We start from the raw sequence: 18,049 nt of genomic DNA, 5'->3' as shown, positions 1-18,049 counted from the left end.
CGAGTGCCCCCCTATCCGCCCCCTTGTCCTCACACCCGCCCTCCGCTCTAAAAACCAGCCCGACCCCGGCACTTTGGGGAACAGCCGGCATGACGGCGCAGCGGATCGACGGCAATGCACGCGCGGCGCGGATCATGATTCGGTGAAGGGAGCGGCCGAGGCGCTCAACACTGCGGCTGGCATGAAGCCTGGGGGTCGGCCGTCGCCATCATCAGCGAGATTGGCGTGACCGATCGGGTCCGGGCCGCGCTTCACGCCGTCATCGCTCCCCGGTAGAAGGCCGGCATGGACTACGATGCGATCATCCTCGGCGCGGGCGGCGCGGGTCTGCTGGCCGCGGCGACGGCGGGGCAGGCCGGCGCGCGGATTCTTCTCATCGATCACGCCGACAGGCCGGGCAAGAAGATCCTGATCTCGGGCGGGGGGCGGTGCAATTTCACCAACCGGGAGACGGAGCCCGCCTGCTTCCTCTCCGAAAACCCGCATTTCGCCAAATCCGCGCTCAGCCGCTACAGCCAGTGGGATTTTCTCGCGCTGGTCGAAGAGCACGGCATCGCCTGGCACGAAAAGACCCTCGGACAGCTGTTCTGCGACGGGTCCGCACGGCAGATCGTGGAGATGCTCGTGGGCGAATGCCAGCGCGGCGGCGTCGAGATCCGGCTGTCCACGCAGATCGGCGAGATCGGCCATGCCGACGGGCGCTTCCGGGTCGGAAATGCGATTGCGCCGCAACTGGTCATAGCGACGGGTGGCCCTTCGATCCCGAAAATGGGCGCGACGGGCAAGGCCTATGAGATCGCCAGGCGCTTCGACCTCAATGTCGTCACGCCGCGCCCGGCGCTGGTGCCGTTGACCCTCGGCCCGGACGAGATGCTGTTCCGGGAGATTTCCGGGGTGGCCTGCCCGGTCGTGGCGCGCGTTGTCGACAGGGCTTTCGAGGAGGCCGCGCTGTTCACGCACAAGGGGCTTTCCGGCCCGGCCATCCTGCAGATCTCGTCCTACTGGAAACCCGGCGAGACCGTCGCGCTCACTTTGGTCGCGGACGCCGCCGAGATGCTGCGAGGCGCCAGACGTCGGATGCCGCGCGCGTATCTGAAAGCGGCGCTGGCCGAGCGGCTTCCCAACCGGCTGGCGGAGGCGCTGGCAGCCCGCATCGGCATCGCGAAAGAACTCGGCAACATCGCCGATGCCGAGCTCGATCGCGCGGCCGAAACCCTGACGCGGCTGACCTTCCGCCCGACGGGAACCGAAGGCTATGCCAAGGCCGAAGTGACGGCGGGCGGCATCGATACGGCGGAACTCTCCTCGAAAACCATGGCGGCGCGCCGGGTTCCGGGCCTCTACGCCATCGGCGAAGCCGTCGACGTGACCGGCTGGCTCGGCGGCTACAATTTCCAGTGGGCCTGGTCGTCGGGCGTCGCCGCCGGCCGGGCGATCGCCGCGCGCATCGGTTGATGGTGATCGCTCTCGCCGACCATGCTTTTTTGGGCCGGCACAGCGATGGGCTCGTCCATCCCTTAAGGCAGCAACATTTCCCCATCTGCCGTCTTTTCAGGCAGCGCGCGATCGAATCCTGTGCAGCCGGTTGATCCGCCACGGTGAGCAACCGGCGGCTGGCGGGCGTTCAGTATGTGGCACGCCGTTTGCTTCGCCCCATGCGTGCGGTGCGTCTAGGGTTCCGGCATCGAGCGATGCGACTGGTCCGAGAGACGCACTCCCCGTGAGTTGCGGGGAGACACGGCGGGCCAAAATCCCGGGAGAACGCCGCACAGTTCCGCGCGATGCGGGCTGTCTCCCGGTCCTCTTCGCGTCAATTTTCGAACGCGGTCGCATGGCGGTCGCAGCGACGAAGAAGGACGATGCCCATGAGACGCCTCCTCGCCGGACTGGCCCTTGCCGTCACGTTTTCCGCAACCCCTTTGAGCGGCGTCGCCAAAGCCCAGGAGAAGACCGCGTTCTCCGTCTGCTGGTCGATCTATGCCGGCTGGATGCCCTGGGGCTACATGCAGGATTCCGGCATCCTGAAGAAATGGGCCGACACCTACGGCCTGACGATCGAGGCCGTGCAGATCAACGACTATGTCGAGTCGATCAACCAATACACCGCCGGCCAGTACGACGGCTGCACCATGACCAACATGGACGCCCTGTCGATCCCGGCCGGTGGCGGTGTCGACACGACGGCGCTGATCGTCGGCGACTATTCCAACGGCAATGATGGCATCGTCCTCAAGGGCAAGGATCAACTGGCCGCCATTGCGGGCCAGCAGGTCAACCTCGTCGAACTGTCGGTGTCTCATTACCTGCTCGCCCGCGCACTCGAAAGCGTCGAGCTGTCCGAGCGCGACATCACCGTCGTCAACACCTCCGACGCCGATCTCGTGGCGGCCTACCAGACACCGGACGTGACCGCCGTGGTCACCTGGAACCCGCTCCTGTCGGAGGTCGCGGCCGCCCCGGATTCGCACCAGGTCTTCGATTCCTCAAAGATCCCCGGCGAGATCATCGATCTGATGGTGGTCAACACCGAGACCCTCAAGGCCAATCCCGACTTCGGCAAGGCGCTGGTCGGCGCCTGGTACGAGACCATGGAGTTGATGCAGTCGGACACGCCGGAAGGCGAGGCCGCGCTCGAAGCGATGGCCGAGGCGTCGGGCACCGATCTCGCCGGCTACAAGGCGCAGCTCGCCACGACGGCGATGTTCTACGATCCCAAGGACGCCATCGCCTTCACCGAAGCCGAAAAGCTGCCGGAGACGATGATGTTCGTGTCGAAATTCCTGTTCGACCACGGCATTCTCGGCCAGGGCGCGCCGAGCGCCGATTTCGTCGGGATCGCCTATCCCGGCGACAAGACGACCGGCGACGCGGCCAATATCAAGCTGCGCTACGACCCGAGCGTGATGAAAATGGCCGCCGACGCGGCGCTGTGAGAACCGTGGCGAGGCACAAGACGCCATGCGGCTGATCAATCTCAAGCCAAGCCGTGCGACGGCGATCGCGCTGGGCGCCCTGCCCTTCGCGGTCGCGGTCGGCGCCTATGCGATCGGCAGCGCCATTCGCCGGGCGGACAATCCGGCCGACAAGCTTTTGCCGTCGCTGCAGGCGATCGGCGAGGCGATGTACCGGATGGCCGCAGTCGCCGACAACCGCACCGGCGACTATCTCTTGTGGACGGATACGGCGGCGAGTCTGGAACGGCTCGGGCTCGGCATCGCTATCGCGGCGGCGCTCGCCTTCGTCCTGGCCGCGCTGATCGGGGTTCTTCCAACGGCTCGCGCGCTGTTTTCGCCCTTCGTCTCGGCCTTCTCGCTGATCCCGCCGATCACCGTCCTGCCGATCTTGTTCATCGTCCTCGGCCTCGGCGAAGCGGCCAAAATCGGCCTCGTCGTGGTCGGGACCGCGCCTTTGATGACGCGGGCACTCGCGCAAGGCGTGCTCGACATTCCACAGGAGGAGATCGTCAAGGCGCAGACGCTCGGCGCCAGCACCTGGCAGATCGCGACCCGGATCGTCTTTCCGCGCATGGGACCGCTGCTTCTGGTCGCCATTCGGCTCGGCCTGGTTCCGGCCTGGATCTTTCTCATCTCGGCCGAGGCGATCGCCGCGACCGACGGACTCGGCTACCGGATCTTTCTGGTGCGCCGCTATCTCGCGATGGATGTGATCCTGCCCTACGTCGTCTGGATCACCGTTCTCGCCTATGCCATCGACCGGGTGCTGGCGTTTTTCTCGCGGCGGATGTTTCCATGGGCGCATCTGTCGGGGGACCGCCTGTGAGCTTCCTCGACGCCCGGAAGATTTCCGTCACCTATGGCGACGCACCGATCCTGGAGCGCGTCAATCTCGGTGTGGACGAAGGCTCGTTCGTGACCATCATCGGCGCCTCCGGCTGCGGCAAATCCACGTTCCTCAGGCTGCTGCTCGGCCAGGAAACCCCGACGTCCGGCGAAATCAGCATCGACGGCGCGGCTATCGCGCCCGAGCCCGACCCCGGCCGGGGTGTGGTCTTCCAGAAATACTCGGTGTTCCCGCATCTCACCGTGCGCCAAAATCTCATGCTGCCCTTCGAGTTCGACGGGTCACGCTTGCTCGCCCGGCTGTTCGGCCGCCGTCGCCGCGAGGCCGCTGACATGGCTGGGCGGATGATGGACAAGATCGGCCTCGCGCACGCAAGCGAGCGCTATCCGGCGCAGCTCTCCGGCGGAATGCAGCAGCGCCTCGCCATCGGCCAGGCGCTCTTGAAGCGACCACGCATCCTGCTTCTCGACGAGCCTTTCGGCGCGCTCGATCCGGGAACGCGCAAGGACATGCAGGCGATGCTCCTCGACCTGTGGACCGAGACCGGCATGACCGTCTTCATGGTCACCCACGACATCCAGGAAGCGTTCGATCTCGGCACCCGGCTGATCGTTTTCGACAAGGTCCGCCACGACCCGCAGTTTCCCGCCGCCTACGGCGCCACCATCACCTACGACCTCCCCCTGAAGACCCGCGAGGGACTGACGCCGGACATGCAGACCGTCCGTGCCATCACCGCGACAAAAACGAGGACAACGATACATGATGCTTGACCGACAGCCGACCCGCCCGACGCGAATGGCCGGCGCGCGCTCGCCGCAATGGGAACGCGCGCGCGCGCATCATCCGAATTTCGATGCCAAGTCGACCCGCGGCTGGAAGGCGCTCGAAGCCGAGGACAAGCTTTCCGGCGAGGGCTGGAAGCGCGAAGTCCAGTGGGCGCTCGATATGGGACTGCCCGGCGCCGACTCGATCACCGACAAGTCGATTCCGACCTTTTCGCGCGGGGAACTGCCGCATTTCGCCGGGATCAACACCTTCCTCAAGGCGCCCTATGTCGAGAACGTCCGCGACGTCGGCAAATACGACGCCGCCGTCCTCGGCATTCCGTTCGATAGCGGAACCACCTACCGTCCCGGCACCCGTTTCGGACCGCAGGGCATCCGCCGCATTTCGTCGCTCTACACTACCTACAATTACGAGCTCGGCGTCGACCTGCGCGAACAGATGACGCTGTGCGACGCCGGCGACGTGTTCACCATCCCCGGCACCCTCGAAAAGAGCTTCGACCAGATCTCGCGCGGCGTCAGCCATGTGTTTTCGTCGGGCGCGGTGCCGATCATGCTCGGCGGCGACCACTCGATCGGCTTTCCCTGCGTGCGCGGCATCGCCGAATGCACCTCCAAGCGGATCGGCATCATTCATTTCGACCGCCACATCGACATCCAGGAAAAGGATCTCGACGAGCGCATGCACACGACACCCTGGTTCTGGGCCACTAATTTGCCGAACGTGCCGGCGGTCAATCTCGTGCAGCTCGGCATCGGCGGCTGGCAGGTTCCGCGCCCCGGCGCCAAGGAGGCGTTTCGCCGTCAGACCAATGTCCTGACCATCGAGGACATCGAAAACTACGGCCTCGAAAAAACCGCCGAAATCGCCCTGGAACTCGCCTGGAAGGACGCCGACGCGGTCTATGTCTCCTTCGACGTCGATTCGCTCGATTGCGGCTTCGTGCCCGGCACCGGTTGGCCCGAGCCGGGCGGCTTCCTGCCGCGCGAGGCGCTCAAGATCCTTGGCCTCGTCTGCGCTCCCGGCATCTGCGGACTGGAGGTCGTCGAGGTCTCGCCGCCCTATGACACATCCGACATCACGGCGCTGATGGGCGTCCGCGTCTGCGTCGAGGCGCTGGGTTCGATGGTTGCCCATGGCAACATGGGAAAGCACAAGGGCATCATCGACAAGCCGGTCACCTATTGATCGCGAGAGGAAGAACCGACCATGCATCGCGGCCACGATCACGACCACTTCCACCCCTTCGACCCGCCACGGACGCCTCGTGGCCACAACCACACCGAGGCGACTGCCCAGTGGCAAACGCCGCATGAGCCGGACGCCGCGCATCCGGCCGACGATCACACTCACGAGCCGGATTTCGATCTAGTGGAGAAGGCGTTCACCGACGCCTTTCCCGCCGTCAAGGACCCGACCAGTTTCCTGCGGCTGACCGGAATTCCACTCGTCGCCGTGGCCGGGGACGGTGGTACGCTGTCCCTGCTCAGGGTCGCGCAGGAAAATGTCGTCGACATCGGCGCATTGGCGCCGCATCTCGGCGGCGAGAGCTTTCGCTACGATCCACTGCCGGCGGCGATGGTGTCCCGGCGTGAATCCCTCGCCTTCGTCTATTTCGATGGCAAGGCCGTCCGCAGCCTGTCGTTCGAGGAAGCGCGGGCGCTTCAGCCGAAAACGGAAGCGATGTCATAGCCCGATACGGGGCGGCCGTTTCCCCGGCCCCCTTCCCCCGCACCCTGTCTCTGCCCTAGAACCGTCCCGGCACCGGCACTTGGGGGGACGGCATGACGGCACAGACGATCGACGGCAAGGCGCGCGCGGCGCGAATCATCGACGCGGTGAAGCGCGCGGCCGAGGCGCTGCGCCATGAGACTGGCACCGAGCCGGGGCTCGCCGTCGTCATCGTCGGCGAGGACCCGGCCAGCCAGGTCTATGTCGGCTCCAAGGCGCGAACTGCCAAGGAATGCGGCTTCAAGTCGGTCAAGCATGTGCTGGGCGCCGACACCACGGAAGCCGCGCTCCTCGGCAAGATCCGCGAGCTCAACGCCGATCCGACCATCCACGGCCTTCTGGTGCAGCTGCCGCTGCCGGGGCAGATCGACGAGGCCAAGGTGATCGAGGCGATCGCGCCGGACAAGGATGTAGACGGTTTCGGCCTTACCAATGTCGGGCGGCTGTCGACCGGCGCGATCGACGAAGCCTTCGTGCCCTGCACGCCGGCCGGCGCGATGATCCTGATCCGCGACGTGGTCGGCGACGATCTGTCGGGCAAGACGGCGGTCGTCGTCGGCCGCTCCAACATCGTCGGCAAGCCGATGGCGCAGCTTCTGCTCGCCGCCAACGCCACGGTGACCATCGCCCATTCGCGCACCAAGGACCTTCCCGCCGTCTGCCGGGGCGCGGACATTCTGGTCGCGGCCGTCGGGCGCCCCGAGATGATCACCGGCGATTACGTGAAGGACGGCGCGGTCGTCATCGACGTCGGCATCAACCGGATCGCCGCACCGGAAAAGGGCCTCAGTGACGACGGCAAGCCGAAGACGCGCCTCGTCGGCGACGTCGCCTTTGCGTCGGCAGCCGAAAAGGCCGCGGCGGTCACGCCGGTGCCGGGCGGCGTCGGGCCGATGACCATCGCCATGCTGATGGCCAACACGCTGACGGCGGCCTATCGCGCGGCCGGCAAGACGCCGCCGGGGTTTTGATCAGGGCAGGCCGTCAGCCGCTTTCTGCCATAGAAGCTTGGGGGGCATGGAAAGCCCGGCATTGCCGGATCGGCAAGCCACATGGACCTGGTCAAAAACAATCGGAGGCGCTTTACGCCGCGCCCTCGGCGGTGCCGGCCTCGGCCGTCTCGTCCGGCTTCGGCTGGCCCTGCTTCGGACCGCCCTTGGCGACGCCGACCATCGCCGGCCGCAGCACCCGGTCGCCGATCGCATAACCCGCCTGCACCACCTGGACGACGGTGTTGTTCGGAACCTCCGGGTTCGGCACCTCGAACATCGCCTGATGGAAATGCGGATCGAAACGCTGGCCCTCGGGATCGAGCTTCCTGACGCCATGCTTTTCCAGCGTGCCCAGCAGCCCGCGCTCGGTCACCTCGATACCGTCGATCAGGGCGTTGAGCCCGTCGTCGCCGTGTTCCTTGGCCTCGGCCGGCACAGCCTCGATGGCGCGGCGCAGATTGTCGGCGACCGACAGCATCTCGCGGGCGAAACTGGTGACGGCGTAGGTGCGCGCGTCCTTGATCTCGCGCTCGGTGCGCCGGCGCAGATTTTCCATGTCGGCGGCAAGCCGCAACAGGCGATCCTTGACGTCGGCGTTCTCGGCCTCGAGTTCGGCGATGCGGGCGGCATCGGCGTTGGCCGCCGCGTCGGGATCGGCAAAGCCGCTCGCGGCGTCGGACTCGGCATTGGCGTTGGCGGCAGCGCGTTCGGTCTCCGCCATCGCCGCCCTGTCGGCCGCCGCCGCTTCCGCCGCCTCGCTGCGGTAGACACCCTGATTGCGCCTGTCTTTGTCGCTCGCCATCCGTCCTTCACCTCATCTGGGCCACGCCGCAACACGCTTTGCCTCGGATCGCCGGACGGGCGACCACGGATTGCGGCGAAAAAATCGTTATCGAGGCCGCATATCGAATTGCCGGACGCAGAAATCAACCCTCGCGCGCGGCGGAGCCCTTGGCGAGCAGCCGCGAAACGATGCGGGCGGTATAGTCGACCATCGGCACGATGCGCTTGTAGTTGAGCCGGGTCGGGCCGATAACGCCGACTGCGCCGATGACGTTCTCCGTGCCGCCCCTGTAGGGCGCGACGACCAGCGAGGAACCCGACAGCGAGAACAGCTTGTTCTCCGAGCCGATGAAGATGCGCACGCCATTGCCGGTTTCGGCGAGGCCGAGCAATTCGATGATGCCGCTCTTGGTCTCCAGATCGTCGAACAGGAGGCGCAGGCGCTCCAGATCCTCCGCCGCCGTGACGTTCTCCAGAAGATTGGCCCGGCCGCGCACGATCAGCCGCGCCGGCTGGTCGGCGGAGGCGCCGGACCAGACGGCCAAACCCTTGTCGACCAGCTCGCGCGACAGGACGTCGAGGGCGTTCGCGGTCTCGTCCTTCAGCCGGGCGATGCGCTCGCTGGCTTCGCCGAGCGTGCGCCCGACGACATGGGCGTTGAGGAAATTGCCGGCCTCGACAAGCTGCGAGGCGGTGATGCCGGCCGGAAGATCGAGGATGCGGTTCTCGACCTCGCCACTGGCGCCGACCAGCACCGCCAGTGCCTTGGTCGGCTCCAGCCGGATGAATTCGATATGCTTGAGTCGCAGATCGGATTTGGCGGTGAGCACGATGCCGGCGCCGCGCGAGAGGCCGGACAACAGGTTGCTGGCTTCGGTCAGCAGCGAATCGAACGGCCTGCCGTCGCCGGACAGCCGCACCTTCTCCTCGATCTCCTCGCGCTCTGAGGCGCCGAGGTCGCCCACTTCCAGAAACGCGTCGACGAAAAAGCGCAGGCCGAGCTCGGTCGGCAGCCGGCCGGCGCTGACATGCGGGGCGTAGATCAGGCCGAGCGCCTCCAGATCGCTCATGACGTTGCGGATCGAGGCTGGCGACAGCGCGTTGCTCAAGAGCTTCGACAGCATGCGCGAGCCGACCGGCTCGCCGATGTCGAGATAGCTCTCGACGATCAGCCGGAAGATGTCGCGTGTCCGCTCGTCGAGACCCAATGGGGCCGCGGCGGCCAAGTCGCTGACAGGCAAGCGGAATTCGGTCATGGCTGGATGTTCGCTTCGGGCACGATCTAACTATAGGTATCCCGGCCGGCGGAGCCAAGCCGCAATGCCCTGCTCTCGACGAGCCCGGCTTGCCGCCTCGCCGCATGGCCGATACAAGCCCGGAACAACCCGTGGCGGTAACCGCCTTCTTTCAAAGACTATTATTCAGGACGGCATCATGCGCCCATCGAAACGCGCCGGCGACCAGTTGAGGCCCGTCAGCCTCGAGCGCGACTATTCGCGCCACGCGGAAGGCTCCTGTCTCGTCAAGTTCGGCGACACCCATGTTCTGTGCACCGCGAGCCTGGAAGAGCGGGTGCCCGGCTGGCTGAAGAATTCCGGCAAGGGCTGGGTGACCGCCGAATACGGCATGCTGCCGCGCGCCACCGGCGAGCGCATGCGCCGCGAGGCCGCCAGCGGCAAGCAATCGGGCCGCACCCAGGAAATCCAGCGCCTGATCGGACGCTCGCTGCGGGCGGTCGTCGACCTGCAAGCGCTCGGCGAACGCTCGATCACCGTCGATTGCGACGTGATTCAGGCGGATGGCGGCACCCGCACGGCGGCGATCACCGGTGGCTTTGTGGCGCTCGCCGACTGTCTCGGCTGGATGGAAGCCCGCTCCATGGTCAAGCGCGACAAGGTGCTGACGGATCATGTCGCGGCGATCTCCTGCGGCATCTACAAGGGCACACCGGTTCTCGACCTCGATTACCTGTAGGATTCGGCCGCCGAGACCGACGCCAATTTCGTCATGACCGGCACCGGCGGCATCGTCGAGATCCAGGGAACCGCCGAGGGTACGCCCTTCTCTGAGGCCGAGTTCATGGCGCTTCTGGGACTGGCCCGCAACGGCATCGGCGACCTCGTGGCGATGCAGCGCGCCGTGCTCGAGGCCGTTCGGTGAAACTGATCGATCCGAATGACGGGCCGCTTCTCGTCGCCAGCCACAATGTCGGCAAGATCTGGGAATTCCGCGAACTGCTGGAGCCCTTGGGCTTCGACGTGACGTCGGCGAAGGACCAGAACCTCGACGATCCGTAAGAAACCGGCACCACATTCGAGGCAAACGCCGAGATCAAGGCGCTGGCGGCCATGCGGGCGACAGGCGTTGCTTCGCTGTCCGACGATTCGGGCCTCGTCGTCGACGCGCTCGGGGGCGAGCCCGGCATCTATTCGGCGCGCTGGGGCGGACCGGAGCGGGATTTCGCCATGGCGATGCGCAATGTCGAGGAAAAGCTGGAGGCCGCGGGGGCGACGACGCCCGACAAGCGCAGTGCCAAGTTCGTCGCCGTCCTCTGTCTGGCGCGGCCGTCCGGCAAGACGCATTTGTTCCGCGGCGAGGTGGCCGGCACCATCGTCTGGCCGCCGCGCGGCACGCTCGGCTTCGGCTATGACCCGATCTTTCTCCCGGAAGGTCAGGACCGCACCTTCGGGGAGATGATGTCGCTGGAAAAACACGCCTGGAAGCCCGGCCAGCCAACGGCGCTCTCGCACCGGGCGCGGGCGTTCCAGAAATTCGCGCGTGACGCGCTCGGAGTCGAATGACGAAGCAGACCCGCCCCACCGGCGACATCCTCGCCTTTGATCCGGTTCCCCGCGAGCCCGGCTTCGGCGTCTATGTGCACTGGCCTTTCTGCGCGGCCAAATGCCCCTATTGCGACTTCAACAGCCATGTCCGCCACAAGCCGGTCGACCAGGCCCGTTACGCGGCGGCCTTCGAGCGGGAACTGGCCGAGGCGGCGCGGCGCTCGGCCGGCCAGACCGTCACCTCGATCTTCCTCGGCGGCGGCACCCCATCGCTGATGGAACCGGCGACGGTCGCGCGAATACTCGACGCCGTCGCCGCGAACTGGACCATCGCGAACGGCGCCGAGATCACCCTGGAAGCCAACCCGTCGAGCGTCGAGGCCGAGCGCTTCCGCGGCTACCGGGCGGCCGGCGTCAACCGGGTCTCGCTCGGCGTCCAGGCGCTGAACGACCGCGACCTGAAGCTGCTCGGGCGCCTTCACGACGTGGAGCAGGCGCTGCATGCCATCGGCCTGGCGCGCGAGATATTCCCGCGCCTGTCCTTCGATCTGATCTATGCCCGGCCCGACCAGAGCGTCGACGCCTGGGAGGCGGAGCTTACACGCGCGATCGATCTCGCCGCCGATCATTTGTCGCTCTACCAGTTGACCATCGAGGAGGGCACGCCCTTCTTCGCCTTGCACAAGGCCGGCAAGCTGATCGTTCCCGACGGCGAATTGTCGGCCGAGCTCTACGAGGCGACCCAGCGCCTGACTGCGGCGCGCGGCCTGCCGGCCTACGAAATCTCCAACCATGCCGTGCCGGGGGCCGAATCCCGCCACAACCTCACCTATTGGCGCTACGGTCTTTACGCCGGCGTCGGGCCCGGCGCCCATGGCCGGCTGATGGGCGCGGACGGCCGCCACGCCATTTCCAACGAGCCGCTGCCCGAAACCTGGCTAAAGATGGTCGAGTCGTGGGACAGCGGTGCGGTCGTCGACGAGTTGCTGGCGCCGAGCGAGGAGGCGGACGAGTTGCTCCTGATGGGGCTGCGGCTCACCGAGGGCATCGATCTGGCCCGCTGGCGCCGGCTGACTGGCCGCGACATCGACGCGACCAGCGAGGCCGACCTGCGCGCCCACGGCATGGTCGAGCGGCTCGGCCCCGACCGCATCCGGGCGACACCGGCAGGCATGCTGGTCCTCGACGCCGTGGTCGCCGATCTGGCGTGAGGTCAGGCCATTGCAGTCGCTCCCCGCAAATCGTATATACGATTAAGGTTTGATACCGTCTTTGGGCAACAGGTTCATTCGTGGAATTCGATCCGTCCAAGGATGAGGAAAACATCGCCAAGCACGGAATCTCATTGGGTCGCGCCGCCGACATGGATCTGAAGGTGGTCCTTCCGGACGAGCGGAAGGACTACGGAGAAGTCCGGTATCGCGGATTCGGACTGATCGACGGAAAGGCTTACTCCCTTGCCTTCACGATCCGATCCGATCCGGATCGGTGCGACCAATCAGTTTACGCCGCGCCCACCGCAAGGAGTTCGAGCGGTATGTCCAAGCATCCTAAACCTCGCGCTTCCGACTCTGACAACCCCGAATGGACCGAGGCGGACTTCCGGACGGCCAAGCCCGCCGACCAGGGTCTGCCGCCCGAAATCGTCGCACAGTTCCGCAACACTCGCGGAGCGCAAAGGGCCGCCAAGAAAGTTCCGGTCTCCCTGCGACTCAGCCCGGACGTGGTCTCGCATTTCAAGGCCACCGGTCCCGGCTGGCAAACCCGGATCGACGAGACGCTCAAACGGGCGATCAGCAAGTGAGCGGGATTTCCGATCCTCCCCGCCGCTATCGCATCCATGACGTCGAACGGACCGCGCCGCGACCCGAGCCGGGCCGTTACCACGTGGCAACGCCGATCGGCAATCTCGGCGACCTCACGCTGCGGGCGCTGGAGATCATCGCCGGAGCCGACCGGCTCGCCTGCGAGGACACCCGCGTCACCGCGAAGCTGCTGGCCCGGTTCGGGATCGGGCGGCGGATGTTTGCCTATCACGAGCACAATGCCGAGGATGCCGGCGCTGCGCTCCTCGCCGACCTCGAAGCGGGCCTGTCGGTCGCCCTCGTGTCCGATGCCGGCACGCCGCTCGTCTCGGACCCGGGTTACCGGCTCGTCCGGGAGGCGATCGAACGGAGCATCCCGATCATCCCGATCCCCGGCGCCTCGGCGGCGCTCGCCGCGCTGCTGGCCTCCGGATTGCCGTCGGACGCCTTCTTCTTCGCCGGGTTTCCGCCGCAGAAGGAACAGGCGCGGGCCGCAAGGCTACGGGATCTCGCGCGGGTTCCCGGGACCCTGGTCTTCTTCGAAGCCCCGCACCGCATCGCCGACAGCCTTGCCGCCATGGCCGAGGTCTTCGGCGCGCGGCAGGCGGCGGTGTGCCGCGAGCTGACAAAGACATTCGAGACGGTCTATCGCGGCACCTTGGCCGAGCTCGCCGCCGCGTTCGCCGAGATGGAACGGGTTCGCGGCGAGATCGTCGTCTGCGTCGCCCCGCCGGACGAGGAGGCGGCCGCCGGGAGCGAGGACGCGGACACGATCCTCCTGGGGCTTCTGGCCGAGATGAAACCGACCAAGGCCGCGCAGGAAGCGGCCCGGCTCACCGGCCTTCCCCGGCGCGAGCTCTACCAGCGCGCCCTCAGCCTCAAGGAGGGGCCGTGAGTCCAGCTTCCCCCGCATCCGAAAGGCGGCGCCAGGGCTTTCGCAAGGGGCATCGCGGCGAGCGGCTCGCCGCTTGGGCGCTGCGCCTCAAGGGCTATCGCATCCTCGCCGTGCGCCATCGCACCAAACGCGGCGAAATCGATCTCATCGCGCGGCGCGGCGACCTGGTCGCGATCGTCGAGGTCAAGGTCAGGCGGACATTGAGCGAGGCGATGGACGCGGTCGGGCCCGTGGCGCGGCGACGGATCGAGGCGGCGGCTGATCTCTGGCTCGCCCGCCAGCGCGATCACGGGCGCCTGTCGTTGCGCTTCGATATCGTCGCCGTCCTGCCATGGCGCTGGCCGGTCCATGTCCCGCACGCCTGGCAGGGGCGGGGTTGACGCCGCTTTTCCGCTTTCCACCGGCGCGATATTATTGTCTCACCCGCCCCTTGCGTCCGCTGTTCGAGCCGCGCGCGGATAGGCATTGGCGGTGCGGCGCTCTATAGGACCGGGCAGCCATCCCGAAACGACAGACAGCGAGGCCGGCCGCCGGCGTGACGACCAATAAAATCTCCCTGACGAAACCCACCGAGCGCGGCCTGGTGACCGGCCTGCTGAGGCGGATCATCGAAGAGAACGGCCGGCTGTTCCTGCGCCAGTACGCGATCGCCATCGTCTGCCTGGTCCTCGTCGCGGCATCCACCGCCTTCCTCGCCTGGATCATGCGCAGCGTGATCGACGAGATCTTCGTGCTGCAGAACCGCGCGGCGATCGTCACGTTGCCGATCGTCGTGTTTCTGGCCTTCAGCGTGCGCGGCCTTGCAACCTACGGCCAGGGCGTCATCCTGGCGCGGATCGGCAACAACATCGTGGCGCGCTACCAGCGGCGCCTCTTCACCCATCTCCTCGACCTGTCGGTCGATTTCTTCGGCGAGAACCGCTCGGCGCATCTGGCCGCGCGCATCAACCAGAACGTCGCCGGGATCCGCGACACGCTGAACCTCACCGTCACCTCGATCGCCCGCGATCTGCTGACGCTGGTCTTTCTCGTCGCCGTGATGGTCTATCAGGACCCTTTGCTATCGCTGATCGCCCTGCTCGCCGGTCCGCCAATCGCCCTGATGATCGCGGGCCTCGCGCGTAAGCTGCGGGTGGCGACGCGCCAGTCGATCGACCTCAACGCCCGCGTGCTGGGCTCGATGCAGGAAGCCGCGCAAGGGATCGCCGTGGTCAAGGCGTTCACCATGGAAAAGCCGCTGCGCGAAAGGATCGAACATCTGATCCTCGCCGCGGAGGAACGCTCGAACCGTATCGCCGTCATCACGGAACGGACGACGCCGGTCACCGAGGTCGTCGCCGGCATCGCCATCGCCGGCGTCATCGCCTATTCGGGTTACCGGGCGATCGTCTACGGTTACTCGCCCGGCGCCATGTTCGCCTTCATCACCGCGCTGCTTCTGGCCTACGACCCGGCGCGGCGTCTGGCTAAGCTGCAGGTTCAGCTCGAACGCGCGCTCGTCAACGCGCAGATGATCTACGAGATTCTCGACCTCGAGCCAAACCAGTCGGACCCGGCGGACGCGCAATGCCTCGTCGTCGAAAGGGGCGAAATCGTCTTCGAGGACGTCGGTTTCGCCTATCATGCGAACGAACCGGTGCTGCGCGACCTGAACTTCACCGCGCCGGCCGGCAAGACGACCGCCCTGATCGGCGCTTCGGGCGGCGGCAAGTCGACGATCATCTCCCTGTTGCAACGCTTCTACGACGTCGAGCACGGCCGCATCACGGTCGACGGCCAGGACATCCGAAACGTCACCAAACGTTCGCTTCGCTCCAAGATCGCCTATGTGCCGCAGGCGCCGTATCTCTTCGAGGGCACGATCCGCGACAACATCCGTCTCGGGCGTCCCGACGCCAGCGACGCGGAGATCGAGGAAGCGGCGCGGCTCGCTCAGGCCGAGGAATTCATCCTCGCGCAGCATATGGGTTACGACACACCGGTCGGGGAAAGCGGCGTGTCGCTCTCCGGCGGCCAGCGGCAACGCCTGTCGATCGCCCGCGCCCTGGTGCGCGACGCGCCGATCCTGCTGCTCGACGAAGCGACCTCGGCCCTCGACACGCGATCGGAAACGCTCGTCCAGGCGGCCCTGGAACAGGCGATGCGAAACCGCACCGTGCTGGTTGTCGCCCACCGTCTGTCGACGATCGTCAACGCTGACCAGATCCTGGTCATCGACGGCGGCGAGATCGTCGAGCGGGGCACCCATGACGAACTTGTCGGCCGCCCGAATGGGCTCTATGCCCATTTCTATGGGCTGCAGACACATGACGGCCGGCCTGGAGCGGAGGCGATCGCGGACGCGATCCGCGCCTGACGGTCCGAGACAGCATCGAGTACAGCCGGAGAGGTGAGATGAGCGAAACGAAACTGGTCGTCCTCGGCGCCGCCGGCCGGATGGGCCGCACACTCGTCTCCGTCATCCAGGAGACGGAAGGCGCCAGGCTCCACGCCGCACTCGAACATTCCGGCTCACCGGCGCTCGGAGATGATGCGGGAACGCTCGCCGGCGCGGGCCATCTCGGCGTGACGATCACCGATGACGTCAACACCGCCCTCGACGGCGCCGACGGCATCATCGACTTCACTGTCCCCGTCGCCTCGACGGGCTTTGCCGCTCTCGCCGCCAAGCGCGGGCTGGTCCACGTCATCGGCACGACCGGCTTTTCGGCGGAGGACGAGGCCGATATTGCCGCAGCGGCGAAATCCGCGCGGATTGTCAAATCCGGCAATATGAGCCTCGGCGTCAATCTTCTCGCCGGCCTCGTCGAAAAGGCGGCCCGCGCGCTGGGACCGGACGCCTTCGACATCGAAATCCTCGAAATGCACCACAGGCACAAGGTCGACGCCCCCTCCGGCACCGCCCTGCTACTGGGTGAAGCGGCCGCCAAGGGGCGCAATGTCAAGCTCGCGGACAACAGCGTCAGAGTCCGCGACGGCCACACCGGGCCGCGCGAGGCGGGCGCGATCGGCTTCGCCACCCTGCGCGGCGGCTCGGTCGTCGGCGACCATTCGGTGATCCTGGCCGGCGAGGGCGAGCGCATCGAACTCTCGCACCTTGCGGCCGACCGGGCGATCTTCGCGCGCGGCGCCGTTCGGGGCGCGCTCTGGGCCAAGGATCAGGCGCCCGGCCTCTACTCCATGCGCGACGTCCTCGGGCTCGCCGACTAGAACATCGGACCCGCAACTGTCCTCCATCCCTTGCGAATAAAGGCTTTTCTCATGTCCCGAACCCTCGTCCTCGTCCGTCACGGCCAGAGCGAATGGAATTTGAAGAACCTCTTCACCGGCTGGAAGGACCCCGGCCTGACCGACAAGGGCGTCGAGGAAGCCAAGGACGCGGGCCGGCGGCTGAAGGCGGGCGGCTTCAGCTTCGACATCGCCTTCACCAGCGAATTGTCGCGCGCGCAGCGCACGCTGACGCTGATGCTGGAGGAACTCGGCCAGACCGGTCTCGAGACGATCCGCGACGTCGCTCTCAACGAACGCGACTACGGCGATCTCTCCGGCCTCAACAAGGACGACGCGCGCGAAAAATGGGGCGAGGAGCAGGTCCATGTCTGGCGCCGCTCCTACGACACCCCGCCTCCCGGCGGCGAGAGCCTGAAGGACACCGGCGCCCGGGTCTGGCCCTATTACATCCACGACATCCTGCCGAAGGTGCTCGCCGGCGGCACCGTGCTCGTCGCCGCCCATGGCAACTCGCTGCGCGCCCTCGTCATGGCGCTGGACGGCCTCACCGGCGAGGAGATCGTCGGCCAGGAGATCGCCACCGGGGTGCCGATCGTCTACCGGCTCAACGCCGATTCCACGGTGGCGGAGAAGCAGGTGCTGGAAGGGTAACCCCGCTCCCTTCAATCCCGCGCCAGCAGCCCGCACTCCCAGCCGAGCATCGCCCGCTTGCGGGTGATGCCCCAGTGATAGCCGGTGAGCGCGCCGGATTTGCCGACCACCCGGTGGCAGGGCACGACGAAGGAGATCGGGTTGCGGCCGACCGCCGCGCCGACGGCGCGGGCGGCCTTGGGCGCGCCGATCCGCTCGGCAACGGTCGAATAGGTCGATGCTTCGCCGACAGGAATGTCCAGCAGCGCTTCCCAGACGCGGATTTCGAAATCCGTGCCGATCATGACGACCCGGAGCGGCCGGTCGGCGCGCCAGTTGGATGGCTCGAAGATACGGGCGGCCAGCGGCGCGGTCGCGTCCTGGTCGCGCCGGAACGACGCCTTCGGCCAGCGCCGGCGCATGTCGTCCAGCGCCTCGGCCTCACCGGCAGCGCCCGGCTCGGCGAAGGCGACGCCCGCGAGCCCCCGTTCGGTGGCGATGACCAGCGACAGGCCGAAGGGTGTTGCATGAAAGCCGTAGGAGAGCGCGATTCCCTCGCCCTTCGCCTTGTAGGCGCCCGGCGACAGCGCCTCGTGCTTGACGAAGAGG

Annotated in this window: 17 protein-coding genes, 2 pseudogenes and 1 riboswitch; of the genes and pseudogenes, 16 read left to right on the top strand and 3 right to left on the bottom strand. The window is 66.8% G+C overall.

Annotated elements, in window-relative coordinates; genetic code table 11:
• Positions 1-285 precede the first annotated feature (285 nt).
• The 7 genes from MJ956_RS02970 to folD all read left to right on the top strand — a co-directional run bounded on the left by MJ956_RS02970 (position 286) and on the right by folD (position 7,292).
• A complete protein-coding gene (locus MJ956_RS02970) occupies positions 286-1,455 on the top strand; it encodes a BaiN/RdsA family NAD(P)/FAD-dependent oxidoreductase (RefSeq protein ID WP_253962989.1) in 1,170 nt (389 codons plus the stop codon).
• 204 nt (positions 1,456-1,659) lie between these two features.
• Positions 1,660-1,762, top strand: a riboswitch (guanidine-I (ykkC/yxkD leader).
• Positions 1,763-1,865: 103 nt separating this feature from the next.
• Entirely contained in the window at positions 1,866-2,933 is a 1,068-nt protein-coding gene (locus MJ956_RS02965; RefSeq protein ID WP_253962988.1) for a putative urea ABC transporter substrate-binding protein, read from the top strand.
• A 25-nt stretch (positions 2,934-2,958) separates the two neighbouring features.
• On the top strand, positions 2,959-3,780 hold the full coding sequence (locus MJ956_RS02960) for an ABC transporter permease (RefSeq protein WP_253962987.1): 822 nt from the start codon (positions 2,959-2,961) through the stop codon (positions 3,778-3,780).
• Positions 3,777-4,574 (top strand): ABC transporter ATP-binding protein, encoded by a 798-nt coding sequence (locus MJ956_RS02955; RefSeq protein WP_423724787.1) that lies wholly within the window; start codon positions 3,777-3,779, stop codon positions 4,572-4,574. The genes MJ956_RS02960 and MJ956_RS02955 overlap by 4 nt, the downstream gene beginning before the upstream one ends.
• Positions 4,564-5,778 carry an agmatinase family protein gene (locus MJ956_RS02950; protein ID WP_423724786.1) on the top strand — a complete coding sequence of 405 codons (1,215 nt, stop codon included), beginning with the start codon at positions 4,564-4,566 and terminating at the stop codon, positions 5,776-5,778. Before MJ956_RS02955 ends, MJ956_RS02950 begins: the two co-directional genes overlap by 11 nt.
• A 21-nt stretch (positions 5,779-5,799) precedes the next feature.
• Positions 5,800-6,282: a hypothetical protein gene (locus MJ956_RS02945; RefSeq protein ID WP_253962985.1), complete on the top strand. Its 483-nt coding sequence runs from the start codon at positions 5,800-5,802 to the stop codon at positions 6,280-6,282.
• Positions 6,283-6,374: 92 nt separating this feature from the next.
• Positions 6,375-7,292: a bifunctional methylenetetrahydrofolate dehydrogenase/methenyltetrahydrofolate cyclohydrolase FolD gene (folD, locus tag MJ956_RS02940; protein WP_253962984.1), complete on the top strand. Its 918-nt coding sequence runs from the start codon at positions 6,375-6,377 to the stop codon at positions 7,290-7,292.
• Positions 7,293-7,404: 112 nt separating this feature from the next.
• Here the strand turns inward: folD and grpE are convergent, their stop codons facing one another.
• Together grpE and hrcA are read right to left on the bottom strand one after the other, a co-directional pair.
• Entirely contained in the window at positions 7,405-8,115 is a 711-nt protein-coding gene (gene grpE, locus MJ956_RS02935; RefSeq protein WP_423724785.1) for a nucleotide exchange factor GrpE, read from the bottom strand.
• Positions 8,116-8,239: 124 nt separating this feature from the next.
• Entirely contained in the window at positions 8,240-9,352 is a 1,113-nt protein-coding gene (gene hrcA, locus MJ956_RS02930) for a heat-inducible transcriptional repressor HrcA (protein ID WP_253962983.1), read from the bottom strand.
• Positions 9,353-9,530: 178 nt separating this feature from the next.
• Here hrcA and rph point away from each other — a divergent pair.
• The 9 genes and pseudogenes from rph (at position 9,531) to MJ956_RS02885 (ending at position 17,461) form a co-directional block, all read left to right on the top strand.
• A pseudogene (rph, locus tag MJ956_RS02925) lies at positions 9,531-10,256 on the top strand (ribonuclease PH).
• A 2-nt stretch (positions 10,257-10,258) separates the two neighbouring features.
• A pseudogene (gene rdgB, locus MJ956_RS02920) lies at positions 10,259-10,897 on the top strand (RdgB/HAM1 family non-canonical purine NTP pyrophosphatase).
• Positions 10,894-12,090: a radical SAM family heme chaperone HemW gene (gene hemW, locus MJ956_RS02915; protein ID WP_253962982.1), complete on the top strand. Its 1,197-nt coding sequence runs from the start codon at positions 10,894-10,896 to the stop codon at positions 12,088-12,090. The pseudogene rdgB and the gene hemW overlap by 4 nt, the downstream one beginning before the upstream one ends.
• An 80-nt stretch (positions 12,091-12,170) precedes the next feature.
• Entirely contained in the window at positions 12,171-12,683 is a 513-nt protein-coding gene (locus MJ956_RS02910) for a BrnA antitoxin family protein (protein ID WP_253962981.1), read from the top strand.
• Positions 12,684-12,688: 5 nt separating this feature from the next.
• A complete protein-coding gene (rsmI, locus tag MJ956_RS02905; RefSeq protein ID WP_253963001.1) occupies positions 12,689-13,579 on the top strand; it encodes a 16S rRNA (cytidine(1402)-2'-O)-methyltransferase in 891 nt (296 codons plus the stop codon).
• Positions 13,576-13,959 (top strand): YraN family protein, encoded by a 384-nt coding sequence (locus MJ956_RS02900; protein WP_253962980.1) that lies wholly within the window; start codon positions 13,576-13,578, stop codon positions 13,957-13,959. The genes rsmI and MJ956_RS02900 overlap by 4 nt, the downstream gene beginning before the upstream one ends.
• A 155-nt stretch (positions 13,960-14,114) precedes the next feature.
• Complete coding sequence (locus MJ956_RS02895; RefSeq protein WP_253962979.1) at positions 14,115-15,935, top strand: ABC transporter ATP-binding protein; 1,821 nt, start codon at positions 14,115-14,117, stop codon at positions 15,933-15,935.
• Between the two features lie 38 nt (positions 15,936-15,973).
• Positions 15,974-16,789: a 4-hydroxy-tetrahydrodipicolinate reductase gene (gene dapB / locus MJ956_RS02890; protein ID WP_253962978.1), complete on the top strand. Its 816-nt coding sequence runs from the start codon at positions 15,974-15,976 to the stop codon at positions 16,787-16,789.
• A 51-nt stretch (positions 16,790-16,840) separates the two neighbouring features.
• Positions 16,841-17,461, top strand: coding sequence for a 2,3-bisphosphoglycerate-dependent phosphoglycerate mutase (locus tag MJ956_RS02885; RefSeq protein ID WP_253962977.1), 621 nt, complete (start codon positions 16,841-16,843; stop codon positions 17,459-17,461).
• Between the two features lie 11 nt (positions 17,462-17,472).
• Here the strand turns inward: MJ956_RS02885 and MJ956_RS02880 are convergent.
• The coding region (locus tag MJ956_RS02880) for a methylated-DNA--[protein]-cysteine S-methyltransferase (protein ID WP_279327035.1) at positions 17,473-18,049 on the bottom strand (577 nt) is incomplete at its 5' end.

Source organism: Aurantimonas marianensis (assembly GCF_024195285.1).
Lineage (GTDB): Bacteria > Pseudomonadota > Alphaproteobacteria > Rhizobiales > Rhizobiaceae > Aurantimonas > Aurantimonas marianensis.
The sequence above is the reverse complement of the archived record's forward strand: the minus strand, read 5'-3'. Positions and strand labels throughout refer to the sequence as shown.